Raw genomic sequence first — 26,186 nt, forward strand, 5'->3', positions numbered from 1 at the left:
TCAGGACGACCGACCCACGACGCCTGCTGGATGGGCGATACCCTCAAGGCCTGATCAGCGAGGAAGAGCTCGAAGCTCTGCTGGCTGTCTGGCATTGATCGGGAAGGAACCCGTCGCAGAAAAAAACGCCACCGCATCTGCGGTGGCGTTTTCGTTTGTGAGGCGTGCAGCAGAAGTACGCATCCCCTGTGTGTAGGAGCGGCCTTGTGCCGCGAAAGGGCCGCAAGGCGGCCCCGGCGATCTTGCATGAACGCTGAAATCCTGGGGCCGCTTCGCAGCCCTTTCCGGCCGGTCCGACGCCTCGGCAAGGCCGCTCCTACACGGACGGCGTATGGCCTTTGACGATCAGAAGCTGTAGGTCCCGGTCACCACCAGGCTACGCGGATCACCCACCTGGATCTGCGCGGCGCTGGTGGCCGAGCTGTAGTAGGTCTTGTCGGTGATGTTGCTCAGCGCCGCGCGCACATCCCAGTCATGAGTGCGGTAGCCCGCCAGCGCGTCCCAGCGGCCATAGCCCGGCAGGATCACGGTGTTCTGGTTGTCGGCGTAGCGGTCGCCGACCAGGGTCAGGCCGGTTTCGGCGTACCAGCCCAGCTCCGGTTTCCAGGTGACGAACAGGCTGGCGTTGCGCTTGGCCACGTCGTTGATGCGGTTGCCCTGCTGGCCGTTGTTGTCCTTGACGATGGTCGCGTCCTGCAGGCCGATGCCGCCGCGCACATACCAGTTGCCCACCACGTTGCCGGTAGCGGTCAGCTCGATGCCGCGCGAGCGTTGCAGGCCGCTGAGCTGGATCAGCTCCGGGTTGATCGGGTCGCGGGTACGGCGGTTGTACAGCTCCAGTTCGTAGATCGCGAGGGTGGTGCTCAGGCGCTGGTCGAACCATTCGCTCTTGACCCCGATCTCCTTCTGCCGGGTCTGTTCCGGGTCGGTCTGGTTGGTGTTGCCGGCCGCGCCCGGGGTGATGCCGATCAGGCCGCCGCCGACCGGGGAGTAGGTCTTGCTCCAGGACGCATAGAAGGAGTGGTCCTGCCAGGGCGTGTACACCACGCCGATGCGCGGGCTGAAACTGTTGTCCTTCTGCTTTTCCGAGATGTCGCGCAGCTTGTTGGTGGTGTCCACCTCGAACTGGTCGAAGCGTACGCCCGCCAGCAGTTGCCACTGGTCGTTGAGGCGGATCTGGTCCTGCAGGTAGATACCGGTGCTCTCGACGTCGGTGTGGTTGTTGCTGGACACCCGCATCGTGCCGTTGTGCTGCTGGCCGGCCGTCGAGCCCTGCACGGGTACCGATGGCACGCCGACGCCCTGGTGCAGCAGCGAGTTGCGGCGTTGCTCGCCCATTTCCAGGCCCACCAGCAGCGTGTGCTCAAGACCAAAGGTCTCTACATGGCCTTCCAGCTCGACGGTGTTGTAGAGGTTGCGGGTGCTCAGGTCCTGTTGCCAGCGCTGGCGATCCACCAGCCCGGCAGCCGGGCGGTAGGCGGTCAGGTAGGTGTTGTCGAAGTCGCTCTCCAGGGTGAACAGGCTGAAGGTGTGGCGCAGTTGCCACTGGTCGTTCAGCTCGTAGTTCAGGCGCGAGCGCAGCGATTCGGCGCGGTCGTTGATGTAGTCGCGCTGGGTGTCGCCGTAGGTGGTCTTGCGGCTGACATCGGCCGGGCGCCCGGTGAGCGGGTTGCCGGGGATGCCGCGATCGGGGGTGCGGTCGTAGCGGCTGTACTCGTACTGCACCAGCCAGTTCAGCTCGGGGGTGATCTGCCAGCTCATGGACGGCGCGAACAGCTGGCGGTGGTTGCCGTCGATGCCGTCGCGGAAGCTGTTCTTGTCTTCGTTGCCCAGGTTCAGGCGCAGGCTGAGGGTGTCGCTGGGGTCGGCGCTGAGGTCGGCGTACAGGCTGCGCAGGTCCTGGCTGCCGCCCTGGGCCTCGATGCTCGAGCGGCGGCCATGCTCCGGCGCCTTGCTCACCCGGTTGACGATGCCGCCCTGGCTGCCACGGCCATAGAGCACCGCCGCCGGGCCCTTGAGCACCTCGACCCGCTCGATGTTGTGCAGGTCGCGGGTGTACTGGCTGTCGTCGCGGATACCGTCCAGGTAGAAGTCGTTGCTGGCGTCGAAGCCGCGGATGCGCAGGCTGTCGAAGCGGGTGTCGGCGCCGCTGCTGACGTTGGGGATGCCTTCCAGCGCCTTGCCCAGGTTGCTGCTGCCGTAGTCCAGCACGTTGCGGGTCTTCACCGAATCGATGGCCTGCGGCACATAGCGCGCCGGGGTCGAGGTACGGGTCGCGGTGGTCACGTCCTTGACCCGCGGGTTGTCCTCTTCGCGGGTGCTGTCGGCGGTCACCGAGGTTTCCGGCAGGGTCGTGGTGGCGGCACTGGCCAGGCCGGCGCTGAACAGCAGCGACAGGCCCAGGGTCAGGGGGGAAAGGCGGCAGGGGGCAGGCATCGAAGGCGTCCAATGAATGGAGTGAGAAATTGGGCGCGAATGGTAATGCTTGCTATTTGCTGTTGCATCGACATTTGTAAAGGGTTGTCTTTACATATGTTTCAAAATGTTGCTATCCATGCGGATTGATTTTTAATTGTCTTGATATTCATACAGATACGCATGGGGATGACCTGTAGGAGCGGGCTTGTCCCGCGATGGCGCCCTGGCTGGACGGTGATGTGGGCTTTGCCGACTCTATCGCGGGGCAAGTCGCACCGCCGCTCCCACGCCGCTCAGGGCAATTTCCGACAGGGTTTCGGGATGCCTGCAGGAGCATGGCCGTATGACGCTTTTATGGATTTCGCCCGCTTTCCACAAAAGAGACAAATTTGCGCTGACCCACGGCAGATATGCATGGAAATGCACCAGCGCCGACCTTGTTTTTGGTTATATCAACCTGCATTTCACGTTTTTTTGACATGTATAAGCAGGCAGGGCTAGGATTCGGGCTCTACGCCTGCTGGCCATGATCTGGCCATGCGGCTGCAAGGCCCGTTGCAGACCATTGGCGGGCCTTTCGGCTTGGATCCGCATAGCGTCGAACCTACGAAGGGGCGTTGGTTCCTGGCGTTCTCATGCAGAGCGTTTTTGAATACGAAATAAGGAAAATAACATGTTGAAAACCAGGATCAGCCTGGTCGCCCTGGCGATGATCGCCGCGACCCAGGCACAGGCCAATGAGCAGGCCGAAAGCAAGGGCTTCATCGAAGATAGCCACGCCAACGTCCTGCTGCGTAACGCTTTCATCAACCGTGACAAGAAGCACCACACCAACGACCAGTCCCAGTGGGGCCAGGGTGTGATCGCCAACTTCTCCTCCGGTTTCACCCAGGGCACCGTCGGTGTCGGCGTCGACGCCTTCGGTCTGTACGCCCTGCGCCTGGATGGCGGCAAAGGCCGTAACCAGGGTGGCGGTGTCGACTTCTTCAAGCGCTCCGATCCCACTTTCGATGGTGAAAAGACCAACGCTTCGCACAACCTGGCCCGTGGTGGCGCTGCGGTGAAGTTCCGTGTCTCGAACACCGTACTCAAGTACGGTGACCAGATGCCGGCCCTGCCGGTCCTGCAATACGACGACGGCCGCCTGCTGCCGGAAAGCTTCACCGGCACCATGATCACCTCCAAGGAGATCAAGGGCCTGGAAATCAACGCCGGTCGCTTCACCCAGGAAGCCCGCAAGAGCGCTGAGCGCCGTGATGGCGGCGGCCTGAAGTCGATCAACGTGCTCGGCGGCAGCTACAAGTTCACCGACAACTTCACCGCGTCGCTGTACACCGCCGACAACGAAGACGTGATGAAGAAGCACTACCTGGGCTTGAACTACGTCTTCCCGATCGCCAGCGACCAGTCCCTGACCCTGGACTTCAACGGCTACAAGTCGGACATCGACAGCAAGTACGTACGTGCCGCCAAGCTGAACGGCGACTCCAACACCATCTGGAGCCTGGCCGCTACCTACGCCTACGGCCCGCACTCGTTCACCCTGGCGCACCAGCGCAGCACCGGCAGCACCGGCTACAACTACGGCTGGTACCAGAACGACGGTGGCGTGGGTGACGGTGGTTCGACCATCTACCTGGCCAACTCCTACTGGTCCGACTTCAACGCCGAGGACGAGCGCTCCTGGCAGCTGGGCTATGGTCTGGACTTTGGCGCCTTCGGCGTTCCGGGGCTGACCTACAAGTTCGCCTATGTAGTGGGTGACAACATCAACACCCGTAAAGTCGGCGCCCCACAAGGCTTCGGTGAAGGTAAAGAGCGCGAGATCTTCAACCAGATCCGTTACGTGGTTCAGGAAGGCCCGGCCAAGGACCTGTCCGTCAAACTGCGTAGCTCCTTCCTGCGGACCAACAATGCTGTCCAGCAGAACGGCTACAACGACGACGGCAACGAAGTCCGCGTATTCGTCGAGTACCCGATCAGCATCTTCTGATCCTGTTCCCGCGTCACCCGCAGCCCCGGCCTATGCCGGGGCTGTTTCTTTTCGGCGCACGTTGACCGCCGCCGCCACCTCGACTTCCCCCGTCTCCGGTGCAAAGCTGTCGCTGCGTGCCATCCGCCACATCCGCGCATAGAACTCGCTGTCGATCGTGCCGCTGAGCAGCTCGCCCGGCTTGAGGAAGGTGTGCAGCTGCGAAAACAGGCCGATCTCGCTGGCGCTGATACGCCGCGCCAGGTGCTTGGGCTTGAGTTCAGAGGGATGGTCCAGGCCGGCGGCGGCAAGCATCTCGGCCAGGGCATGCAGGGTGTTGCGGTGGAAACTGGCGACCCGCTCGGCTTTCTCCGGCACCACCAGTGCGCGCTGGCGCAGCGGGTCCTGGGTCGCCACCCCGGTGGGGCACTTGTTGGTGTGGCAGCTCTGCGACTGGATGCAGCCGATGGCGAACATGAAGCCCCGCGCCGAGTTCACCCAGTCCGCGCCGATGGCCAGCACGCTGGCGATGTCGAAGGCGCTGACCAGTTTGCCCGCCGCACCGATGCGGATGCGCTCGCGCAGGTTCAGCCCCACCAGGGTGTTGTGCACGAACATCAGGCCCTCGCGCAGCGGCACGCCCATGTTGTCGGAGAACTCCCGGGGCGCCGCGCCAGTGCCGCCTTCCTTGCCGTCGACGACGATGAAGTCCGGGGTGATGCCGGTGGCCAGCATGGCCTTGGCGATGCCCATGAACTCCCACGGATGGCCCAGGCAGAACTTGAAACCCACCGGTTTGCCGCCGGACAGCTCGCGCAGGCGGGCGACGAACTGCAGCAGCTCCCGCGGTGTGCTGAAGGCACTGTGGGCGGCCGGCGAGATGCAGTCCTCGCCTTCGCGCACGCCCCGGGTGGCGGCGATCTCGGCGCTGACCTTGTGCCCCGGCAAAATCCCGCCATGGCCCGGCTTGGCGCCCTGGCTGAGCTTGATCTCGATCATCTTCACTTGTGGCGCGCGGGCCTGTTCGGCGAAGCGATCGGGGTCGAAGTGGCCGTCCTCGGTACGGCAGCCAAAATAGCCGCTGCCGATTTCCCAGATCAGGTCGCCGCCGTGTTCGCGGTGGTAGGGGCTGATGCTGCCCTCGCCGGTGTCATGGGCGAAGCGTCCCAGGCGCGCGCCCTTGTTCAGCGCGGCGATGGCGTTGGCGCTGAGGGCGCCGAAGCTCATGGCCGAGATATTGAAGATCGACGCCGAGTACGGCTGGCGGCACTGCGGGCCGCCGATGCGGATGCGGAACGAAGCCGGGTCGGCCATCGGCACCGGCAGCATCGAATGGCTGATGAACTCGAAGCCCGGCTTGTAGGCATCGTTGAGGGTGCCGAAGGCTTTCTCGGCGCTTTCGTTCTTGGCCCGGGCGTAGACCAGCGAACGCTGGGCGCGGGAGAACGGCAGCTTGTCGTCGTCGCCCTCGATCAGGTACTGGCGGATCTCCGGGCGGATGGTTTCGATCAGGTAGCGGATGTTGCCCAGGATCGGATAGTTGCGGCGCACGGCGTGGTGGCGTTGGCGCAGGTCGTTGAGGCCGACCAGGCTAAGCAGGGCGCTGATGACGGTGAAGGGCCAGAGCCAGGTGTGCGCAAGCAGGAACGGGACGCTGGTGATCGTGAAGGCCAGGCACAGGAACAGGCAGGCATAGCGGCTGGGGAGCGAGTCTTTCATGGGTCCATCGCAGGCGGGATGACCCGGCCTAGGATAGGCAAAGGCTGCGGGGGGAAAACCTGGGGTTTCGGTAAAAGACTGTTACTCGACGCGGAATTGCCTGGAGAGCACATGGCCAGGTTTGACTGTAGCCAGGGCCCCGGTCTCCAATCAGGTGAACTGGATGAAGAAGAAGCCGGCTTCATCGCCTTGCTTGCCGCGCCGTGCCTGCCTGTCGACATACAGGTAGCCGATACCGTCCGAGAACAATCCCACGTGCTGCCGGCTGGCGGCGGCCACATCACTGTCGAGCAGTTGCATCAGGAACAGGAAGCGCTGGGGTTCGTAGATCGGGTCCTGCAGCCAGCAAGGCCTGCCGACGGGCTTGCTCAGGTCGATACCGCTGTCCTCGTCCTCCAGTTCCTGTTCTTCTTCCTCATCGCTGAAGGGTTCGAACTGAATGTAGGCTCGGTCCAGCAGTAAGGCCGCGGCGGGCGGGGCGATCGACTGGTCGGCCAGCTCGTGCAGGATGACCCGGGCAAAACGATTGGCGCGCTTTTCGTCGAGCTCGCTCTGCTGATTGACAGTGTAGTGGCGCTGGGTGGACCGGTTGAAGGCGCCGTCTTGCTGACGCGCGGTGATGAACACCGTGATCGCCATGCCGGGTGGAATGAAGGTGACGGGCAGGAAGCGGTCGCTCAATGTCAGCAGCGGGGTCATCGGCTCATCAGTGTCCGGGCTTCGTGGCCATAGCGAGGCATCCTTGAGGCGGGCGCCGCCGCCGATCTGGCCCAGACCGTGATCCTGGCCGGAAAGCACGATTTTTTGCGAGGTCATGGTCAATAGCATCCTTTGCGTCTTACGGGTTGTTCCACTTCAGATCGGCGTCTCCAGCGCCAGGACCTTCCAGCTCGCCTTGCGTTTACGCTCGATGAGCGCGGCCAGGGCCTTGGCGGTCGGAGCACCCTTGCCGGTGAACTTCACCGGTGCCAGGGTCAGCAGGGTGACCTTCTCACGTTCGGGAATCCGCTCGCCTTCACCATGCTTGTTCCAGGGCTTGTCCACTGCCAACAGCGCATCCACCGCGCAAGGCCAGTGCAGGTCGGCAAACTGTGGATCGTCACGCTGGAACAGCATGCCCTCGGCCACCGGGCCCTGCTCGAAGGTTCTGGCGGCGAGGCGTGCCAGCATTCCTACTGGAAAATACCAGGCGTCTGGCACCGGCAATCCGGCCTGGGGCAGTGCCCAGTCACCCGGCAGGCAGAGGAACAACTCGGTCATCGGGGCAACCTGGTACAGGCCGGTGGTGAACAGCAGCTTGTAGTCGGTCTTGCTATCGATCAGGCTGACATGCAGCGTGCCGCGAGGGTCTTCACTGGGAGGGCAGAACGCGGTAGGCAGGACCCACCCAGCGGTATTGTGCACAAAGGTGACAATGGCCTGTCCGGCGCCTTCGGCATCGGCGTCCTCGACATCGTTGATGCTGCGTGCACCGTGTTCGAGCAGCAGATCGACCGTGCGCTGATGCCCCCATTCGCGCGCAGCGTCCAGTGCGCTGTCATTGGCGCGTCGGTGCAGGCGATTGACCTGTGCGCCTCGTGTCAGCAGCAGTGCAACGACCTCGTTGTGGCCCGACTGGGCCGCTGCGTATAGCGGTGGGCAGACGCTTAGTGGCAGGCCGTCGACCCAGGCACCGGCATCGAGCAGGCAAACGCAGGTTTCAAGGTGCCCTTCGCTGGCTGCCAGTTCAAGAGCACTGGCATGACCCTCGTCTACATACGGCTGGTTCGGCGCCAGGCCCAGCTCCAGGAGCAGGCCACAGCTAGCCGCCTGTCCGGCTCGAGCGGCCATGTGCAGCAGCCCCTCCTCGTCGGCCTCGCCATAGCGGGGCAGCACCAGCAGTTCGGGGTATTTCTGCGCGAACGCACGTAGCCGCTCCAGCTTGCCTTCTTCTACATCGTCGTAGAGGCGGTCGAGCTTGGTCTCATGCTTTTCGTAGAGTTGTTGCCAACCGATCATCAAATAGCGGTTCCCCGTCCGAGGGTCTGGTTCAGGTTAAGTAAGACCCTTGTCAGCCCCACGGAAATATCACTTGCCCGGGAGGGGGATCAAGGCGAACTGGAATGCTTCCGGGCAGTGCTGCTCGAGCCAGTTCTTTGCCCGTTCACTGACGAAATAGCCGCCGTGCACATCGGCCTTGAAGAAGTCGGCGTGCTCATCAGCACGGACTACCTGCAGGTAATGAGAGGGATCATTGCTCTTTACACTCTCGTCCATGCGCAAGGCGACCTTGCCAGCGACGTAGGCGCACCAGAACGCCGGCATGCGTGCTGCCAGTTGTGGGGCATGGGGGCGTGACTCGATGATCGATTCGGGCTCGTCATCCAGCTCCAGGTAGACGCTGATGTCCTTGGCCGCGTCCCATTGCTGCCAGTCGAGTTCGACAATATGGGTCTTTTCCAGATGCTCGAAGCGGCTGATGCCTTTCAGGCCAGAGTTCTCCAACGCCTTCTTTGTCGGCTCGGTCAGTACCAGCAGGCCAGAGCGGATGTAGGCGGGCGGTGTGTAGGGGCCGGTACGCTCGATGCTGTCAATGTCGGTGTCTTCGTCCCAGGCGATCATGCCGTAGGCTAGCACCTCACCCCAATCGCCCCAGGGTGCTTGTGCGTTGCTGACAAAATAGATGTTCATATCAGGCTTCACGGCTCTTGCTGTTCTGGTCGCAACGTCTTTCATAGAGCCATTGCCATGAGGGGGTCGCGCAACAGTTGTATTGCCCATGCGGCGCCCAGCGAGCAGATTGGCCGCCAAGGACTTAAACCTTGAGCAGCTCGGGATAGTCACTGAACCAATAGTCCAGGGCATCCTGATTGAGACCATGCTCACCGCGCCAGAAGTCCATCGGGTAGCTCCAATCTGACGAGCGCGCGCTACGTGGCGCCAGGCCGAGGTTGGTGTAGCGGTACAGCAGGCCTGGATGCTCTGGCGTCTGCAGTATTCCGCAGTGTCCCAGCAGGTCGAGGAACCCCCGGCCCTCTTCTTCGCTCATCTTGATACCGGGTAGTTTACGCAGCAGCTTGAGCAGGTCCTTGGGTTTGGTCACGGCAGGCACGTTACGGATCAGGTCCAGGATCGACACCATCAGCTCCAGGTTGCCCGGCTGTTCTTTCGGCCCGGCGTTATGCTCCTGCAACTGGAACGCGATATTGGAGGGGCTGCCGAAAAGCGCTGCGCCGATCAGAAAACGCACCCTGTTGAGGGCAATGAAGTTGACTTCGCGCTCCTTGAAGAAACTGCAGACCTGACAGTTCAGTTGGTCCTGCGCCGTGAAGGCGTGTTGCGGCAGGTGTGTCGCGCAAGCATAGGCCGACAGGGCCGCGCGCAGGTAGGCCTGGTTGCGCTCGACACCGGTGAGAAAGTTGGCGACCACCTCTTTCTTCACCACGGTCTCTCGCGCCTTGAACAGCCAGGTAAGCACCTGGTCATGGCTCATTCTGCGGGTCTCGGTCGCCAGGCCTGTGGCTACCAGCGCCGAGCTTGGTGGCTCGCTGGGATGCTGGGCCTTGAGGATCTTGCAAAGTTGTTCAGGAGTTGCATTCATGTTCATTTCCCGCAGGAGCTTTTGTTGGCCTTGGGGGGCAGGGCGCCACGGCTGTCGAGCACGGGCAGTTGCGTGACTTTGCTGACACCGCGTGCCTTCAGGAAGTCGTTGGCGAGCGCTATCCGCTCGAGGCCAGGGTCTTTTTTCGCCTTGGCGTCGGAGATGCCATAGATCTTGTTGCCTCGCACGTTCGGGTTCTTTCTGCCGAGCACTTCTCGCTCGCGGATCCCTGAGTCCTCGATGCCGCGTATCGTGTCGTAGTCGGTACCAATCGGTGTCACGCGGTTGATGCGGTCACCTTCCTTGAAGCGTGGGCCGTCTGCGCCCTTGGTTTCCATATGTCGGCGTACCACGCCTTCGAGCGTATCGTTGTCCGAGGCTCGCCCGTTGTAATACGGGTTGCCTTTCTCGTCGGAAAGGAAATAGCTCCAGTCCAACCCGTGCGGATCTATCCCGCCGACAGGGTTCGGCGCATAGCGGTACAGGTTGATGCCGCCTTCCAGGCCAATAGGGTCGGGCTGAGTGAAGCGGCCGCTCTGTGGGTCATAGTAGCGGAACAGGTTGTAGTGCAAGCCAGTCTCACGGTCCAGGTACTGACCTTGAAAGCGCAGGTTCTGCTGTTCGATGAAGTCCTCAGTCCTCCACTCGCGCAAGGTCATGCCCCAGGCGGAGCATTCGCCCTCCCAAGCCAGCGTGCCGTCACTGTCGGTCAGTTGCTCGGGCAGACCGTTGAGGGCGTTGTGGTAATGGAGCGTGCGTTGATGCGCACCTTGACCGTCGACACGTGCCAGGACTCTATAGCCCGGTTCATGGACATACAAAGTGAGGTGGCCGTTGCAGCGCTCTTGCAGCAATTTGAGACCGTCCCAGCCAAAGTCGGTGCTGCCCAGCAGATTGCCCTGATCGTCTTGCTCGGTCTTGCCGATGCGGCGCCCGAGAGGGTCATAGTGCAATTTGACGATGCGCTCGCGCCCGCCGCGTACAGAGCGCACCTGAACAAGGCGATGATGCTGGTCGTAGCTCATATGCTGTTCGCCATACAGCGTGCTGCGTTTTTCCGACAGGCGTCCGAAACCGTCATAGCGGTAGTGGCGATCTTTCAGCTGTAGCAACTGGTCATGGCGGGCGACTTGCCCAGCACCGGGCACACGGTTTGCCGCAGCGTCATAGAGGTATTGTTCGTTTTGGCCTGGCAACGGTCCCTGGTTGGCAAGCAGGCGATCCGTTGCGTCGTAATGCATCAGCAGCTGATGTTGATAATCGGGTTGCTGGCGCAGGTAGAGCACCAGATTGTCGCGATCATCGAAGTCGAAGCGCTGCTGCCAGGGCGCGGGCAGGTGTTCGTTGTGGTCGGCGCCCCAGCGCAGACGGGCGCTCGGCCGGCCACTGAGGTCATATTGGCTACGGGTAAGCAGCCGTCCCTGGGTTCGCGAGACCTCACGGTGCAGGCGATCGCGCTCGAAATCGCAGATCACCTGCCCGTCGATGTTGATCTGATGGAGGTGTCCCGAGCCATACACCAGGCGGTTCAGTTGGCGGCCATCGGGCAGCCGCGTCTGCAAGCGATTGTCCAGTGCGTCGTAGGTGTGCTCCAGCCTTCCGGCACTGTTGCTTTCGGCAGTGCGGCGTCCGCAGGCATCATGCTCGAACGCGACGCGTTGCACATTCCCCTGACGATCCTCGCTGATCACCTCCATCAACCGGTCCATCGGATCGAGACTGTAGGTAGTGCTGTCGTCCTCGGTAAGCAACGCAACCAGCCTGCCGGCGGCGTCACGTCGAAGGCGGTGATGGATCGGCGCCTCTCTGGCGCCCGGCGCCGGAATGAAGTCCATGGCGATGATCTGGCCGAGTCCATCGTACTGGTAGGCCTTGCGACTGCCATCCAGATTTTCATGCTCGGCCAGGCGGTTCGCCTCATCCCAGGTGAAACGATAGGACTCACCGTTGCTGTTGGTCAGTGCCACCAGTCGTGTGCAACGGTCATAGGTAAACAGCGTCGGCCGGCCGAGGTTGTCCCGCTGCTCGATGAGCTGGCCATTCAGGTCATAGCGAAAATGCTCGGCGTTGCCGAGCGGATCGATGAAGCATTCGAGCAGGCCCGAGGCGGTGTACCGGTACTGGACAATGCGCCCATCCGCCAGCTCCTGGCGTATCCGATGTCCCAAGGCATTGTGTTGGAAGTGGCTGGTCTGGCCGAGGGCGTTGGTCAGACTCTGCAAATGGCCGCGCCGGTCGTAGCGCAACCGTGTGGCGTAGCCTGAGCAGTCCACCTGCTCGATCAGCAGACCTTGTTCGTTCCAACGCTGACGTTGGCGCTTGCCCGTGGCGTCGATGGTTTCCAGCGGTAGGCCATGTTCGTCATGGCGGTAGCGCGTCACCTCGCCCAAGGGGTCGGTTTCGCGAATACAGTTGCCGTGCTGGTCGTAGCGATAGGTCCAGGTTGCCCCGGCGGCATTGGTTTCACTGCGAGGCAACGCCCAATGCTCGAGCCACTGGGTCGATTCACTGCGTCCCAACGGATCGATGGTTTCGCACAGGTTGCCGGATTCGTCGTAGCTGAAGCGCCATTCACCGCCTTCAGGATCGGTAGCGGCAAGCAGTTGACGTTCATCGTTCCAGTGGAAGCGCCAGGTTTGGCCCAGCGCGTTGCTCGACTCGATGATCTGGAACTGCGCGTTCCAGCGCCGCACACTGGTGCGTAGCAGCGGGTCGGTGATGCAGGTGATGCCAGCCTCGATATCGTATTCGAAGTGATACTCGTCGCCGGCGTTGGTCCAGTGCCGGATCACCCGCCAGTCGTCCAGTTTCTGCCACTGGTAATGGCAAAGCAGGCCATTGGCTGTTTGATGCCCGACCATGCGCCGACCTTCGTCATACATGAATCGACGCTGCAATTGCCCCAGTGCATCGTGGACCTCGGCCAGATCGCCAGCGGCGTCGTAGCGATAGCTGGCGAGTGTTTCAGCATCGTCATCGACGAACACCCGTTCGATATGGCTGACTCGACGTGGCCAAGCGTCGCTGTAGTGCAGCTTGATCCGCACGCGGTCAAAGGTGTCGCGCAGCCACATCAGGCGCCCGAGATCGTCATAGTCCAGGTGGATGCGGTTGTCGTTGCGATCTCCCAGTTTTGCCAGCCGCAGGTGGTTGGCGTCCTGTGGACTGGGTTCGAACAAACGATAGAGGCCACTGCTGATGTCTTCGATCAGCAGCTCGCCATCAAGGGCGCGTCGCACGCTGATGCCTTCGCCAGCGCTGAAGACGGCGTCGCCGAGGGCGATCATGCCCATGTCGATGACGCGAGCTTGTTCGTCGGTATAGATCAGGCGGTCGTGCTCGACCCTCACAGACACTTCGTAGGGGACGCTCCAGCTGGCACCGAACAGGCCCTCGCGGCGTTCGTCGCGACTGTTGTAGTAGCGTTGCCAGTCCAGTGGGATCATGGCCTGGAGGGTGAAGTCGAGGTCGTGTTCGTCGCTCAGGATCTTCGCGCCAGTGGGCGCGTGGACAGGGTTTGGCGAGCCGACGATGGCCGAAGTCAGGGCGGCGGTCACCTGGCTGCTGGCAAAACTGACCACGCCTCCGACGAGCATGCACCCGAACTTGCTGTAGAACTTGCCTCCACGCCCCCGCAACATCATCAACGCCGTGATCGCCAAACCGATCCCCGGCGTTTTGCCACTGCGGATTTCACGCACCACGATCGGCCCACCGCCGATGCGCACGTTGTCCGACACCAGCCCGCCATCGACGATCACCGCCTCGCAGGTGCTGCGATCGCCGCTGCGACAGGCCGGGTGGCCGTTGATCAGCACCTTGCTCGAGCCCTCGGCCAGGTACTGCGGCGGCATCGGCGGGTGCTTGGTGCACAGCACCTTGTCGTCGGGGGCTTCCTGGGTGTTGGGCGCGGGGCTGGCGACGGTCGGCCGCCACATCTGCGAGAAGAAGCCCTTGGCCATGTCGAGGAAGGTTTCTTCCTGCTCCTCGGCCTGCGCGTCACCGCCCCCGCCACTGGACGGTGCCGAGGGGGCGGTGACCACCCCGGCCGCGCGCGCGGCGCGCTTGCCGTTGGTCTTGGTGTTGGGCGAGCCACTGACGATGGTGGCCTGCACGGTCGGCGGGAACAGGGCGTTGCCGATGCCCTCGCATAATCGACTGAGCCCGGTGTCCGCGCCGGTCTTGGCCATGACCACGCCGACCACCAGGCCCACCACCGCGCCGAGCACGAAGCAGCCCAGGCCGCCGGTGACCACGGTAATGCCCAGTGCCGCGGCCACCGCGGCGGTGGCCAGGGCGCCGATGGCGACGTTGGCGGCCACTTCCAGCACGCCGCCGATGATGTCGGCCATCACCGAGGTGTGCAGCAGCGCATCGCCTTCGCGGGCAGCCCAGAGTGCGTCGGACATCCGCTACGTCAGCCCAGGTTGTCGAAGGCGAGGGACTGCTTGAGCGCCGCCCAGTGCGTCGCCTCGGCCTCGCCCAGCGGGGTCGGCTTGACGTAGCTCAGGGCGAACATCTTGCGCGTGCCCGGCAGCACCAGCGCCAGCTGGTACTGGTAGACCTTCTCCTGGCCCTTGCTGAACTGGCTGCTCAGCTCGATCGCCTCGATCGGCTGGGCCGCGCCCACCTGGGTGGCGCGGGCCGGCTGGAACTGCAGGTCCTTGACCTGCTGCTGCAGGCGCTGCAGCTGGCCGTCGAAGTTGCTCTGCAGGGTCTCGCCCTCTTCGAGCAGGCTGCGGCTGACGATCAGCGAGGTGCCCAGCGCCTCGAAGCGCAGGATGTTGATGCTGGTGTCGCGTACCTGCGCGTCGGGCAGGGCGAAGCGGAATTCGTTGAGGCGGTAGCTCATGGTTCGGTCTCGTTACTTGCTGGCGGCGGGGAAGAGGGCCTTCACCGCGCCGTCGATGGCCGTTTTCACGCCCTGGTTGTTCGGGGCGGTCTGCGCGCCGCTGCCCACGTTCAGGTCCAGGGTGCCACCGGTGTTGATCTCGGCGTCGGCGTTGGCGTGGAAGCTGAACTGCTCGCAGCTGATGTTGATCTGCCCGCTGGCGTTGAGCTCGATCACGCTCTTGCCGCAGACCAGGCGCAGGTTCTCGCCGACTTCGATCAGGTAGCTGGTGCTGACGCTGTCGGTCTTGCTGGCGCCGACCAGCAGCATGTCGTCGCGGCGCACGGCGCGGATGCGGTCCTGGCCGATGGTGATGGTCTCGAGCATGCCGACGGTCTGGGTGCGGTTGATGCCCACCGACAGGGTCTCGCTCTGCTCGACCACGGTGTCCATGTTGCGTTCGGCATGCATGTACAGCTGCTCGGCGCCCTTCTTGTCCTCCATGCGGATTTCATTGAAGTTGGCCGGGCTGCCGCCCTTGCTCGAACGGCTCTTCATGCCGCTCTGGGTGGCGCCGCCGGGCAGGTCGTAGGGCACCGTCTGTTCGGCGTTGTACACCCGCCCGGTGATGATCGGCCGGTCGGGGTCGCCTTCGAGGAAGCTGACGATGACTTCCTGGCCGATCCGCGGCACCTGGATCGAGCCCCAGTTCTTGCCCGCCGTGGCTTGCGATACGCGGATCCAGCACGAGCTGTTCTCGTTGGACTGGTCGTGGCGGTCCCAGTGGAAGTGCACCTTGACCCGGCCGTACTGGTCGGTCCAGATCTCCTCGCCGGATGGGCCGACCACCACGGCGGTCTGCGGCCCCTTGACGATCGGCCGCAGGGTGCTGCCCACCGGGCGGTAGCTCTGCTGCGCGTCGATGCAGCTGAGGTTGCTCTCGAACTGCGCCGCGCCGCTGCCGCCGCCGCTTTCCAGGCGCTCCTGGTGCACGTAGTAGCGGGCGGCGACGATCAGGTACTCGCGGTTCTGGTCCTGGCGGCTGAAGTTGCTCAGGCTGAACAGGTGGCCACTGCCCAGGCCCCGGGCATTGCCGCGCAGCTCGACCCGCTCGTGCAGGCTCTGCAGCGACTCCAGGCGGGTGCGGGCGTAGTGCTCGCCGTCCTGGGTCTGCTCATAGGCGCCGGGGTAGTCGTACAGTGGGTAGTCGCCGGCCTGGTGCGGGCGCGGCATGGCCGAGCGCACGTCGATGCGCGCGCTGGGGCGTTGGAAGTCATAGTCGTTGAGCTCCAGGGAGCCCGACTGGACTTCCTGGGCCAGGTGCCAGTCGTTGATATGGTCGCGCTCGCGGTGCTGGCCGTCCGGCGGGTAGTAGGGCACGGTCTCGTAGCCTGGGGCCTTCTGGTGCGCGCCGTAGGCGTCGGCCAGCACCAGCACGTGGCGTTCCTGCTCGTGGCGGAAGAAGTAGTAGATGCCTTCTTCCTCCATCAGGCGGCTGACGAAGTCGAAGCTGGTCTCGCGGTACTGCACGCAGTACTCGCGCTCGCGGTAGTTGCGGCTGAGCAGGTCCTCGAAATCCGAGAAGCCCAGGTCGCGGAACACCTGCTTGATGATCTGCGGCGCGCTCAGGTGCTGGAAGATCCGGCAGTCGCTGGTGCGCGTCAGCAGCCACAGCCACGGACGCAGGGTGACCCGGTAGGCGGCAAACTGGCCCTGGTCCACCGACTGGCTGCAGCGGGCGACGATGCCGTGGAAGTGCCGCGAGGTGCCGACGCTCTGCTGCACGCTCAGGCTCATGGGCTTGCCCAGCAGCTGGTTGAGGTCGATGGCCGGGTCGTCGCTGGTCAGCTGCAGCTCGTAGTCGAACAGGCGGCCGAGCTCTTCGCTGCCGCCCATCTCGGCAAGGATCAGCTTGTCCGGCCCCAGGGGGCTGTTGATCTGCGCCAGGCGCGTGAACTGCTTGAACAGCATGGTCGGTCCTGTCAGTCGGCGGCGCCGAAGTCATAGTGCAGGTCGTTGTCGCGGCGGCTGATGCTGACGCTGGCCAGCGGCTTGCCCTCGAGCAGACGGGTCAGGAACTCGCGGCTCATGTCCGGCAGCAGGCCGTTGGTGAGGATGGCGTCGATCATGCGGCCACCGCTTTCGGTCTCGCTGCAGCGCGAGACGATCAGCTCGACCACGCCGTCGTCGTAGGCGAAGCCGACCTTATGTGTGCCTTCCACGCGCTTGCGGATGCGCTCAAGCTGCAGGCGGGTGATGGCCTTGAGCATGGTGTCGCTGAGCGGGTAGTAGGGGATGGTCACCAGGCGGCCGAGCAGCGCCGGCGGGAAGATCTCCAGCAGCGGCTTGCGCAGCGATGTGGCCACCGCTTCCGGATCGGGCAGGGCCTGCGGGTCCTTGCAGATGTTGGCGATCAGCTCGGTGCCGGCGTTGGTGGTGAGCAGGATCAGGGTGTTGCGAAAATCGATCTGGCGGCCTTCGCCGTCTTCCATCACGCCCTTGTCAAACACCTGGAAGAAGATCTCGTGCACGTCGGGGTGGGCTTTTTCCACCTCGTCCAGCAGCACCACACTGTACGGGCGACGGCGCACCGCTTCGGTCAGCACACCGCCCTCGCCGTAACCGACGTAGCCGGGTGGCGCGCCCTTGAGGGTGGAGACGGTGTGGGCTTCCTGGAACTCGCTCATGTTGATGGTGATCAGGTTCTGCTCACCGCCGTACATCGCTTCGGCCAGGGCCAGCGCGGTTTCGGTCTTGCCCACGCCGGAAGTGCCGGCGAGCATGAACACGCCGATGGGTTTGTTCGGGTTGTCGAGGCCGGCGCGGGAGGTCTGGATGCGCTTGGCGATCATCTTCAGCGCGTGGTCCTGGCCGATGATGCGCTTGGCCAGGTGGCTGTCGAGGTTGAGCACGGTCTCGATCTCGTTGCGCGCCATGCGGCCCACCGGGATGCCGGTCCAGTCGGCGACCACCGAGGCCACCGCCTGGTAGTCCACGGTCGGCAGGATCAGCGGGCTTTCGCCTTGCAGCTGGCTCAGACGCTGCTGCAGGTCGACGAGTTTTTCGCGCAGTTCATGGCTGCCCTGCACGTCCACTTCCTGATCGACCACGCCGACCTGTTCACGTAGTTGCGCGCGGGTGGCCAGCAGCTCGTCGACCAGGGCTTTCTCTTCGGCCCAGCGGCTCTCGAGGGCGGCCAGGCGCTCGCGTTCCTCGGTCAGCAGGTTGTCGGCCTGGGCCTGGCGCTGCTCGGTCTTGACGCCGATGGCGGCTTCGCGGGCAATGATCTGCAGTTCCACCTCCAGCGCCTCGATGCGCCGACGGCTGTCGTCCACCTCGGCCGGCACCGCGTGCAGGCTGATGGCGACGCGGGCGCAGGCGGTGTCGAGCAGGCTCACCGACTTGTCCGGCAGCTGGCGCGCCGGGATGTAGCGGTGCGACAGCTTCACGGCGGCTTCCAGTGCTTCGTCGAGGATCTGCACCTGGTGGTGCTTCTCCATGGTCGAGGCCACGCCGCGCATCATCAACAGCGCCTTGGCCTCGCTCGGCTCGTCGACCTGGACCACCTGGAAACGGCGGGTCAGGGCCGGGTCCTTCTCGATGTGTTTCTTGTACTCGGCCCAGGTGGTTGCGGCCACGGTGCGCAGGCTGCCACGGGCCAGGGCCGGCTTGAGCAGGTTGGCGGCGTCACCGGTGCCGGCCGCGCCGCCGGCGCCGACCAGGGTGTGGGCTTCGTCGATGAACAGGATGATCGGCTTGGGCGAGGCCTGCACGTCCTCGATCACCTGGCGCAGGCGCTGTTCGAACTCGCCCTTCATGCTGGCGCCGGCCTGCAGCAGGCCGACGTCCAGGCTGCGCAGTTCGACGTCCTTCAGTGCCGGCGGCACGTCGCCGGCGACGATGCGCAGGGCGAAGCCTTCGACCACGGCGGTCTTGCCGACGCCGGCCTCGCCGGTGAGGATCGGGTTGTTCTGGCGGCGGCGCATGAGGATGTCGACCAGCTGGCGGATCTCCTCGTCACGGCCGACGATGGGGTCGAGCTTGCCGCTGCGGGCCTGCTCGGTGAGGTCGACGGTGAAGCGCTTGAGCGCTTCCTGCTTGCCCATCGCCGCCGGGGCCACGGCGCCACTGGCCTCGCCCGGCGCGGCGGCGCTGAAGCCGTCGCTGGCGGCCAGGTTGTTTTCCGGCGAGTCGCCGACGTATTCGTCGAAGCGCTCGCTCAGGGCTTCGATCTTCAGCTTGGCGAACTCGCTGGACAGCCCCAGCAGCGCGTTGCGCAGGCTCGGGGTCTTGAGGATGCCGATCAGCAGGTAGCCGGTGCGCACCTGGCTTTCGCCGAACATCAGGCTGCCGTAGACCCAGCCGCGCTCGACGGCTTCTTCCACCTGGGAGGACAGGTCGGTGATCGAGGTCGAGCCCCGTGGCAGGCGGTCCAGGGCGTCGGTCAGGTCGCGGGCCAGGCGCGCCGGCTCGACGTTGAACTGGCGGATGATGCGGTGCAGGTCGCTGTCCTGCAGTTGCAACAGCTGGTGCAGCCAGTGCGCCAGCTCGACATAGGGGTTGCCCCGCAGCTTGCAGAACACCGTGGCCGCCTCGATGGCTTTGTAGGCGACGCTGTTGAGTTTGCCGAACAGCGCGGCGCGGCTGATTTCACCCATGGTCCTGACTCCTTGTGTGGGGCGCGGCGACTGGCTGGTCGGCGTAGTACCGGGCCAGCTTCAGGTCGCGTGCATCGTGCGAGGGGCGGCCGAGCCAGGTGTCGAACCCCAGGCGCTGACCGGCATTGAGTTGCAGCGCGGGCACCTGGCCCTGCGCGAGGATGAGGTTGAGGTCCCAGTCCAGTTCCTGGCCCAGGTACTCGGCGACCCAGGCCGCCAACTCGATAAACGCCTGCCCGCCGGGGAGCAGGGCGTGGTACTGGTCGAGGGTCAGCGGGCCCAGGCACAAGCGGAACTTGTGCTGGCGGTCCCAGACGTAACGGCCCAGGCACAGGTCCACTCCGAGGCGGTTGGCGCGCACGCCCAGTTGGCTGCGCTCGGGCAGCTCCAGCCACTGGCCGACGTATTCCTCGAGCTGCACCGGCACGCCGAAATAGCTCGACAGGATGCTGCACAGACCGTCCGGGTAGCGGGTCTGCGCCGCCAGGTGGCCGGACCAGTGCAGCTTGGCGGTGTCGGCCAGCGGCCCCTGGCCTTGCAGTTCCGGCTGGCCGCGGCCACTGAGGGCGGCCAGGCGCGCGGCCCAGTAGTCGTCGCCGGGGCGGTCGTGGCTGACGGTCGGCCGGGCCTCGGCCCAGGCACGGTAGAACAGGCTCAGCAGGCGATGGTGGAAGATGTCGAGGAAGCGCTTGCTGGTCGGGTCGGCGTGGTTGCGCTGGCGTTCGCGCATGTACTCGGTCAGGTGCAGCGGCAGTGGGCCGTTGGGGCCGCCGAGGCCGAAGAAGAACTGCTCCAGGCGCGCCGGCTGATCGTCGTTGGCCGTGACCGAGGCCAGCGTTGCCGGGGCGAAGCTGCAATCCAGGCGCTGGCCCAGGCGCACCGGCTCATCGGCCAGGCGCAGCGAATGGCCGAAGCGCGGCAGCTCGGGGTTTTCCGCCTCGAGGCGGCGCAACGCCTGGAAGAAGTCGTACTCCCAGGGCTCTGCCTGCATGGCCTGTAGCGTGTTCACAGGGTCGGCCTGCGCCCGGGCTTGGCTTTCCAGCGCATGATCTCGCCACGTTCGCTGGTGCGCAGCACGGTTTCGGTGAAGCTGTTGATCGACACGTAGCGGGTCAGGAAACGCTCGAACACCGCGCCCAGGAGGAACACGCCGGTGCCGCGGAAGGCGTTTTCGTCGAACGTCAGGGTAATCTCCAGGCCACGGCCGAAGACGATCGGGCCGGGCATCGGCAGGCGCCGGGTGCAGGGCTTGCAGCTGACCTCGCGCAGGCCGTCGATCTGCAATTGCAGGGCACTGTCCTGCTGGTCGCCGTACAGGCGCAGCAGTTCGCGCAGGGCGGCGGCGCCCTGGCCCTGTTCGGCCAGGGACAGGTAGTTCAGCGACAGTTGGCTGATCAGGCGCCAGGCCCGGTTGTCGTGGGCATGGCTGGCCTTCGGTCGGCTGGGGCCGGCCAGGCAGCGCACCGCGGACACCGGCGCGCTGTCGGCCAGGCTGAAGTCGCTGCGCCCGTCGCCGACGTTCATGAACAGCGGCAGGTCGCGGTTGCTGCACAACGCGCTGATGCCCAGCTGGCGCAGGTCGTGGCGGTACGGCGCCTGGTGTCCGTCGACCAGGCTGACGAAGGTCTCGCTGCCCATGTAGCTGGAGCGCGTGCCGTTGCGTCGCTGCTCGCTGGACAGCACCCGTGGCTCGCGGCGGACGATGTAGTAGGCCTGGTCACGGCCGTAGCGCGACGGGTCGCGCACGGCGTAGAACGGCAGGAACGCCTGGTCCGGCCCGGTGCCGTGGCCGCTGACCTGCTGCAGCGAGTGGATCTCGAAGTCGGTAGGCCGGGTGCGGTCGGCGATCACATGGTGCTCGTGGACCCGGTCGGTCAGGTGGATGCGGTCGACCCGGCGCGGGAACAGGTTGATCGCCGGGGTGCAGAACGGCACGAACTGCGCGCTGCCCACGCTGCTTTCCAGCGCGGCGTCGAAGCGCTCGAACAGCACCAGCAGCTCCAGTTCCTGGCCATCGCAACGTTTGACCGCGCGCTCCAGCCCGGCGAAATCGACGAACAGGAAACGCTGCGGCAGGGCGAAGTACTCCTGCAACAGGCGATAGCCCTGGAACGCCTGGGGGACCACCGGCAACGCCGCTTCACGGTCGTCGAAGCCGCACGGCAGCAAGGCTTGTTCGACCGGGATGCGCTCGACCCAGTCGGCCCCGGGCTGGCGCACGAACACCGCGCAGGCGCTGCCCAGCAGTTGTTCGTACAGACGGAATGGGGTTTCGTCGGCGCCATTGAGGTACAGCGGCAGATGCGTCAGCGGCAGGCTGTTGAACGGGATTTCCGCGCCGCTGCGCAAGGTCAGGCGCAGGCCGGCGCGGGCCTTCGGTTCGCTGGCGGCCAGGCGCCCGAGCACGGCGCCGGGGTTGCCGAAGTATTCGGCGCGGGCCACCTGCAGCGGCCACAGGGTCACGTCCTGGGTGCTGCGGAATTCGCACGGCGTCTGCGAGTTGCGGCCGAGGTTGGCGCGCAGCACGCTGTCACGGGGCAGCTGGAAACCGGCGGCCAGCGAGCCCTCGTCGGGGTCGGTCTGCAGTTGCACCACGGTCATCGACGGGGTCGGCGCCAGGTAGTGCGGGTAGGCGATTTCCAGCAGGTTGTGGGTGAAGGTCGGGTATTCGGCGTCGAGTTTCAGCTGCACCCGCGCGGTGAGGTAGGCGAAGCCTTCCAGCAGGCGCTCGACATAGGGGTCGGCGCATTCGATCCCGGACAGCGTCAGGCGCCCGGCGATCTTCGGGTATTCCTTGGCGAACTCGGCGGCACCCTCGCGGATGTGCTGCAGTTCCTGGTTGTACAGTTCGAGCAGGCGCGGGTTCATGCGCGTCTCCGGCGGTCGGCGGGGGCCACGCGCACGTGCCCGGACTCGAGGTCCACGTCGGTCTGCAGCAGCAGCGGCAGGGCCGCCGGCTGGGCCCAGAGGTCGCCTTCGATCTCGAAGCTCAGGGCGTTGGCGTTCATCTCGCCGGGCGCGGCCTGGGCGCGCACCTTCAGGGTGTGGGCGAGGATGCGCGGCTCGTAGGTGGCGATGGCCTGGTGGATGATGCGTTCGAGCGCGTTGAGGTCGATGTTCGACGCGCTGTTGCCGGCCAGGGCCGGCAGGCCGTAGTTGATCACCGAGGCGCCGGCCGGGGAATTCAGCGTGGCGCCGGTGTCGAGCAGCGAGGTGGTGTTGAGCAGCCAGGCCAGGTCGCGCAGCACCGAGGCCTTGAGCTGCTGCAGGCTGAGCACGCGCTTGTCGGGGGCTTCCTGCGGGTTGCCCGGGTCGTCGTCGGTCAGGCGATCCAGCAGCGAGGGCTGCAGGCGGTCGCGGGTGGCGATCTCGGCTACCACTGGAACAGCCCCACGAAGTCCTTCTGATCTACAGGGCCTGTCGAGCAACTGCCACCCTTCGCGAGAATCGAAGGCTCAAGGCTGGCCCCTACCAGGCGTACGGCCTGATACTGGCTATTGCACCGGCCGGGCTGCGACGGGTCGGCCTCCACATGGCTGACGATGATGATCTGCGAACCATTGAAATGCTCGACACGAGGCTTGCCAGTCAGCCGCTCCGGACTGAGCTGGCAGGGCCAAGGCATGTCCAGCTCAAGCAACGACTGATCGGCCTTGCGCAATGCGCAGCGACCTTCGTGGTTCACCAACGACAGCGTCTGGGCCGCAAGATTGACCTGAAGGTCTTGGGGGGTGCCAGTCGAGCTCTGCTGAGCGCATGCATTCAGGGCAAGCGCGATCAACAGGCCAGGGACGACTTTGCGCAGTCTTTTCATTTCAGCTCCCAGAACCATACAGCCTTGGAGCGATGGGCCTGGTCGGCAAAGTAGCCGGTTACCCGACCTCGATCCCAGAGGTCGATGTGATCGCCGGTGCGGTTCTCGTATGACTGCCCTGCACGGGCGAAGCAGTCCTTGAAAAAGATGATGCCGCGTTTCTCATTGAGTTTCAGACGGTCATTCGCACTGCCACTCAGTTGCAGAGGCGCGCCGAGATGGTGTTTCCACAGCCAGTTCGCCAGTGACTCCGCGCCCCTGGCGTGGTCATGGGCACAGCGTGGCTCGCTGTAGGTTCTGGCATTGACCTTGATCGTGTGTTCACCATTGAGGGCGATGCTCATGCGGATGGCGCACTGGTTGTCCCAGCCTCCATCGCAAGGCGAGGATTCGCTCGGATAGGCATTCCACAGATTGATGAAGGAAGGCTTGGCCATGATGTTCACCGTGGGCGGGTGAGGCGTGGGGAAGGGCGCCCGCGCCGCCTGGGGCGGCACGGGCGCGGTCGGTCAGATCTTGACGTTGGAGCGGATGTTCCAGCCGTACTTGATCGGGCCGCCTTCCTTGGTGCCGTCGGCCTTCTGCGGCTGGTAGTCGACAGTGACCTTGGCGAAGTTCAGGGTCACGTTCTCGGTCAGGCGGTCGTCGCTGCCCGAGCCGCCGGTGCTCAGCGAGCTGATGATCACCTCTTCGAGGTTGATGATCAGGTACTCGACCTGGCTTTCACCACCGGCCTTGCGCACGGTCAGCTTGACCTTGTCGATGTGCTTGCCGCTGGAGCAGTGGGCCATCAGGTTGGGGCTGGATTTATCGATGTACTTGGTGATCGACAGGTCCTGGATGTTGACCTTGCCCGAGCCGCCACCGCTGCCCAGGTGCATGTTGCCGGACTGGGACATGCCCCAGCTCCAGTTGAGCACGTCGATTTCGTCCTTGTGGGCCTTGTCGTGGGACTCACCCTTGATGTCGCCGATCTTGATGAAAATATCTACAGCCATGATGTCCTCGGAATTTCCAGTCGGTTGGCGGTGCTATTGGGGCTGCTGTGCAGCCCATCGCGGGACAAGCCCGCTCCTACAGGATTTGTGCAGCCTTTGTAGGAGCGGGCTTGTCCCGCGATGGGGCGCGCAGCGGCCCCGTTCAGGCTTAGGCCCCTTTGGCCGAAGGCAGCTTCGACACCAGGCGCAGCGACACGGTCAGCCCTTCGAGCTGGTAGTGCGGGCGCAGGTAGAAGCGCGAGTTGTAGTAACCCGGGTTGCCTTCGACTTCCTCGACCACCACTTCGGCGGCCGCCAGCGGGTGCTGGGCCTTGGTGGTCTCGGTGGAGTGCGCCGGGTCGCCGTCGACGTAGTTGAGGATCCAGTCCTGCAGCCAGCGCTGCATCTCGTCCTTTTCCTTGAACGAGCCGATCTTGTCGCGAACGATGCACTTCAGGTAATGGGCGAAGCGGCAGGTGGCGAACAGGTACGGCAGGCGCGCGGCCAGGTTGGCGTTGGCGGTGGCGTCCGGGTCGTCGTATTCGGCCGGCTTCTGCAGCGACTGCGCGCCGATGAAGGCGGCGAAGTCGGTGTTCTTCTTGTGCAGCAGCGGCATGAAGCCGTTCTTCGCCAGCTCCGCCTCGCGGCGGTCGGAGATGGCGATCTCGGTCGGGCACTTCATGTCCACGCCACCGTCGTCGGTGGGGAAGGTGTGCGCCGGCAGGCCTTCGACTTCACCACCGGATTCCACGCCGCGGATGCGCGAGCACCAGCCGTAGTGCTTGAACGAACGGTTGATGTTCACCGCCATGGCGTAGGCGGCGTTGGCCCAGGTGTACTTGCTGCTGTCGGCGCCGTCGGTGTCTTCTTCGAAGGCGAAGGCCTCCACCGGGTCGGTCTTGGCGCCGTAGGGCAGGCGCGCCAGGAAGCGCGGCATGGTCAGGCCGATGTAGCGCGAGTCTTCCGATTCGCGCAGCGAGCGCCAGCCGGCGTATTCCGGGGTGGTGAAGATCTTGGTCAGGTCGCGCGGGTTGGACAGCTCCTGCCACGAGCCCATGCCCATCACCGTCGGCGAGGCGGCGGAGATGAACGGCGCGTGCATCGAGGCGCAGACCTTGGACACTTCGCCCAGCAGCTCGACGTCGGGTGGCGACTGGTCGAAGTAGTAGTCGCCCACCAGGCAGCCGTAGGGCTCGCCACCGAACTGGCCGTATTCCTCTTCGTAGAGCTTCTTGAACACCGGGCTCTGGTCCCAGGCGGTGCCCTTGAACTTCTTCAGGGTCTTGTGCAGGTCGTTCTTCGAGATGTTGAGCACGCGGATCTTCAGCTGCTCGTCGCTCTCGGTGTTGTTGACCAGGTAGTGCAGGCCGCGCCAGGCGCTTTCCAGTTTCTGGAAGTCATCGTGGTGGATGATCTGGTTGACCTGGGCGGTGAGCTTGGCGTCGATGGCGGCAATGATCTGCTCGATCGAGCCGATGGCATCGTTGGACACCAGGCTGGTCTGCGCCAGGGCCTGCTCCGCGAGGGTGCGCACGGCGCTCTCGACGGCTTCCTTGGCCCGCTCGGTCTTGGGCTTGAATTCCTGCAGCAGGAGACTGGCGAACTCGCTCGGGTCCTGGGTGGCCGCCTGCGGGGCCTGGCTGTCGCGCAACGGATCGTTCATGGTCGGTCTCCTCAGGCCTTCGGCTCGGTGTCGGCAGGTTTCGGCGCGCTGGCCAGGGCCTGGAGCAGGGCCGGGTCCTTGATGGCCTTGAGGATGATGTCCTCGGCGCCGGTCTTGCCGTCCATGTAGGTCAGCAGGTTGGCCAGCTGGGTGCGGGCCTCGAGCAGCTGGTTCAGGGCATCGACCTTGCGCGCCACGGCGGCGGGGCTGAAGTCGTCCATGCTCTCGAAGGTGATGTCCAGGCTCAGGTTGCCTTCACCGGTCAGCTCGTTGGGCACGTTGAACGCCACGCGGGGCTTCATGGCCTTCAGGCGCGAGTCGAAGTTGTCGACGTCGATCTCCAGGAACTTGCGGTCGGCCACGGCCGGCAGTGGCTCGGCGGGCTTGCCGGCGAGGTCCGAGAGCACGCCCATGACGAAGGGCAGCTGGACCTTCTTCTCGGCGCCGTACAGCTCGACGTCGTATTCGATCTGCACTCGCGGCGCACGGTTGCGCGCGATGAATTTCTGGGAGCTGTCTTTCGCCACGTTGTTCCTCCTGGTCGCCGGTACGGC

Annotated in this window: 19 protein-coding genes; 1 reads left to right on the forward strand and 18 read right to left on the reverse strand. The window is 64.6% G+C overall.

Translation table 11 applies throughout. The annotated features are described in order from the left end of the window. Window positions 1-345: 345 nt before the first annotated feature. Window positions 346-2,436 (reverse strand): TonB-dependent receptor, encoded by a 2,091-nt coding sequence (locus AC0MAZ_RS04565; RefSeq protein WP_232854838.1) that lies wholly within the window; start codon window positions 2,434-2,436, stop codon window positions 346-348. A gap of 655 nt (window positions 2,437-3,091) precedes the next feature. On the opposite strand from AC0MAZ_RS04565, the gene AC0MAZ_RS04570 reads away from it, so the two are divergent. After that, a complete protein-coding gene (locus AC0MAZ_RS04570) occupies window positions 3,092-4,411 on the forward strand; it encodes an OprD family porin (RefSeq protein ID WP_475860357.1) in 1,320 nt (439 codons plus the stop codon). A 30-nt stretch (window positions 4,412-4,441) separates the two neighbouring features. Here AC0MAZ_RS04570 and AC0MAZ_RS04575 read toward each other — a convergent pair whose 3' ends face one another. From AC0MAZ_RS04575 to tssB, 17 genes are all read right to left on the reverse strand, one after another. Next, window positions 4,442-6,109, reverse strand: a complete 1,668-nt coding sequence (locus AC0MAZ_RS04575; protein ID WP_475860359.1) for an FMN-binding glutamate synthase family protein — start codon at window positions 6,107-6,109, stop codon at window positions 4,442-4,444. A 150-nt stretch (window positions 6,110-6,259) separates the two neighbouring features. After that, complete coding sequence (locus AC0MAZ_RS04580; protein WP_050703356.1) at window positions 6,260-6,925, reverse strand: hypothetical protein; 666 nt, start codon at window positions 6,923-6,925, stop codon at window positions 6,260-6,262. Window positions 6,926-6,964: 39 nt separating this feature from the next. Beyond that, a complete protein-coding gene (locus AC0MAZ_RS04585; RefSeq protein WP_254465104.1) occupies window positions 6,965-8,107 on the reverse strand; it encodes an ankyrin repeat domain-containing protein in 1,143 nt (380 codons plus the stop codon). Between the two features lie 69 nt (window positions 8,108-8,176). Then, window positions 8,177-8,779, reverse strand: a complete 603-nt coding sequence (locus tag AC0MAZ_RS04590) for a hypothetical protein (RefSeq protein ID WP_232854842.1) — start codon at window positions 8,777-8,779, stop codon at window positions 8,177-8,179. 124 nt (window positions 8,780-8,903) lie between these two features. After that, window positions 8,904-9,689 carry a hypothetical protein gene (locus AC0MAZ_RS04595; RefSeq protein ID WP_232854843.1) on the reverse strand — a complete coding sequence of 262 codons (786 nt, stop codon included), beginning with the start codon at window positions 9,687-9,689 and terminating at the stop codon, window positions 8,904-8,906. Window positions 9,690-9,691: 2 nt separating this feature from the next. Continuing rightward, a complete protein-coding gene (locus tag AC0MAZ_RS04600; RefSeq protein ID WP_475860361.1) occupies window positions 9,692-14,098 on the reverse strand; it encodes an RHS repeat-associated core domain-containing protein in 4,407 nt (1,468 codons plus the stop codon). Between the two features lie 8 nt (window positions 14,099-14,106). Further along, window positions 14,107-14,541: a DcrB-related protein gene (locus tag AC0MAZ_RS04605; protein ID WP_050703360.1), complete on the reverse strand. Its 435-nt coding sequence runs from the start codon at window positions 14,539-14,541 to the stop codon at window positions 14,107-14,109. A gap of 12 nt (window positions 14,542-14,553) precedes the next feature. Further along, window positions 14,554-16,491 (reverse strand): type VI secretion system Vgr family protein, encoded by a 1,938-nt coding sequence (locus AC0MAZ_RS04610; RefSeq protein WP_475860363.1) that lies wholly within the window; start codon window positions 16,489-16,491, stop codon window positions 14,554-14,556. An 11-nt stretch (window positions 16,492-16,502) separates the two neighbouring features. Then, window positions 16,503-19,178, reverse strand: a complete 2,676-nt coding sequence (gene tssH, locus AC0MAZ_RS04615) for a type VI secretion system ATPase TssH (RefSeq protein ID WP_475860364.1) — start codon at window positions 19,176-19,178, stop codon at window positions 16,503-16,505. Next, window positions 19,171-20,220 carry a type VI secretion system baseplate subunit TssG gene (tssG, locus tag AC0MAZ_RS04620; protein WP_234561246.1) on the reverse strand — a complete coding sequence of 350 codons (1,050 nt, stop codon included), beginning with the start codon at window positions 20,218-20,220 and terminating at the stop codon, window positions 19,171-19,173. Before tssG ends, tssH begins: the two co-directional genes overlap by 8 nt. Further along, window positions 20,184-22,046: a type VI secretion system baseplate subunit TssF gene (gene tssF, locus AC0MAZ_RS04625; protein WP_234561217.1), complete on the reverse strand. Its 1,863-nt coding sequence runs from the start codon at window positions 22,044-22,046 to the stop codon at window positions 20,184-20,186. Before tssF ends, tssG begins: the two co-directional genes overlap by 37 nt. Then, complete coding sequence (tssE, locus tag AC0MAZ_RS04630; RefSeq protein WP_038707176.1) at window positions 22,043-22,558, reverse strand: type VI secretion system baseplate subunit TssE; 516 nt, start codon at window positions 22,556-22,558, stop codon at window positions 22,043-22,045. The genes tssF and tssE overlap by 4 nt, the downstream gene beginning before the upstream one ends. Next, window positions 22,552-22,992, reverse strand: coding sequence for a hypothetical protein (locus AC0MAZ_RS04635; RefSeq protein ID WP_203648718.1), 441 nt, complete (start codon window positions 22,990-22,992; stop codon window positions 22,552-22,554). The genes tssE and AC0MAZ_RS04635 overlap by 7 nt, the downstream gene beginning before the upstream one ends. Continuing rightward, a complete protein-coding gene (locus AC0MAZ_RS04640) occupies window positions 22,989-23,429 on the reverse strand; it encodes a type VI secretion system amidase effector protein Tae4 (protein ID WP_203648716.1) in 441 nt (146 codons plus the stop codon). The genes AC0MAZ_RS04635 and AC0MAZ_RS04640 overlap by 4 nt, the downstream gene beginning before the upstream one ends. Before the next feature lie 72 nt (window positions 23,430-23,501). Continuing rightward, on the reverse strand, window positions 23,502-23,990 hold the full coding sequence (locus tag AC0MAZ_RS04645; protein WP_023632508.1) for an Hcp family type VI secretion system effector: 489 nt from the start codon (window positions 23,988-23,990) through the stop codon (window positions 23,502-23,504). Between the two features lie 148 nt (window positions 23,991-24,138). Beyond that, entirely contained in the window at window positions 24,139-25,632 is a 1,494-nt protein-coding gene (tssC, locus tag AC0MAZ_RS04650; RefSeq protein ID WP_046857484.1) for a type VI secretion system contractile sheath large subunit, read from the reverse strand. Window positions 25,633-25,643: 11 nt separating this feature from the next. Further along, the gene (gene tssB, locus AC0MAZ_RS04655; RefSeq protein ID WP_023632506.1) at window positions 25,644-26,159 is read right to left on the reverse strand and encodes a type VI secretion system contractile sheath small subunit; all 516 of its coding nucleotides are present in this window, start codon (window positions 26,157-26,159) and stop codon (window positions 25,644-25,646) included. Window positions 26,160-26,186: the final 27 nt, after the last annotated feature.

Source organism: Pseudomonas sp. A (genome assembly GCF_056270345.1).

What these genes read in the sequence shown, in the direction of transcription:
- AC0MAZ_RS04635 (WP_203648718.1), bottom strand. Translation starts at nt 22,992, where the DNA reads ATGAAAAGACTGCGCAAAGTCGTCCCTGGCCTGTTGATCGCGCTTGCC.
- AC0MAZ_RS04610 (WP_475860363.1), bottom strand. Translation starts at nt 16,491, where the DNA reads ATGCTGTTCAAGCAGTTCACGCGCCTGGCGCAGATCAACAGCCCCCTG.
- tssC (WP_046857484.1), bottom strand. Translation starts at nt 25,632, where the DNA reads ATGAACGATCCGTTGCGCGACAGCCAGGCCCCGCAGGCGGCCACCCAG.
- AC0MAZ_RS04570 (WP_475860357.1), top strand. Translation starts at nt 3,092, where the DNA reads ATGTTGAAAACCAGGATCAGCCTGGTCGCCCTGGCGATGATCGCCGCG.
- AC0MAZ_RS04595 (WP_232854843.1), bottom strand. Translation starts at nt 9,689, where the DNA reads ATGAATGCAACTCCTGAACAACTTTGCAAGATCCTCAAGGCCCAGCAT.
- tssH (WP_475860364.1), bottom strand. Translation starts at nt 19,178, where the DNA reads ATGGGTGAAATCAGCCGCGCCGCGCTGTTCGGCAAACTCAACAGCGTC.
- AC0MAZ_RS04640 (WP_203648716.1), bottom strand. Translation starts at nt 23,429, where the DNA reads ATGGCCAAGCCTTCCTTCATCAATCTGTGGAATGCCTATCCGAGCGAA.
- AC0MAZ_RS04575 (WP_475860359.1), bottom strand. Translation starts at nt 6,109, where the DNA reads ATGAAAGACTCGCTCCCCAGCCGCTATGCCTGCCTGTTCCTGTGCCTG.
- AC0MAZ_RS04600 (WP_475860361.1), bottom strand. Translation starts at nt 14,098, where the DNA reads ATGTCCGACGCACTCTGGGCTGCCCGCGAAGGCGATGCGCTGCTGCAC.
- AC0MAZ_RS04580 (WP_050703356.1), bottom strand. Translation starts at nt 6,925, where the DNA reads ATGACCTCGCAAAAAATCGTGCTTTCCGGCCAGGATCACGGTCTGGGC.
- tssF (WP_234561217.1), bottom strand. Translation starts at nt 22,046, where the DNA reads ATGAACCCGCGCCTGCTCGAACTGTACAACCAGGAACTGCAGCACATC.
- AC0MAZ_RS04585 (WP_254465104.1), bottom strand. Translation starts at nt 8,107, where the DNA reads ATGATCGGTTGGCAACAACTCTACGAAAAGCATGAGACCAAGCTCGAC.
- AC0MAZ_RS04645 (WP_023632508.1), bottom strand. Translation starts at nt 23,990, where the DNA reads ATGGCTGTAGATATTTTCATCAAGATCGGCGACATCAAGGGTGAGTCC.
- AC0MAZ_RS04605 (WP_050703360.1), bottom strand. Translation starts at nt 14,541, where the DNA reads ATGAGCTACCGCCTCAACGAATTCCGCTTCGCCCTGCCCGACGCGCAG.
- AC0MAZ_RS04565 (WP_232854838.1), bottom strand. Translation starts at nt 2,436, where the DNA reads ATGCCTGCCCCCTGCCGCCTTTCCCCCCTGACCCTGGGCCTGTCGCTG.
- AC0MAZ_RS04590 (WP_232854842.1), bottom strand. Translation starts at nt 8,779, where the DNA reads ATGAACATCTATTTTGTCAGCAACGCACAAGCACCCTGGGGCGATTGG.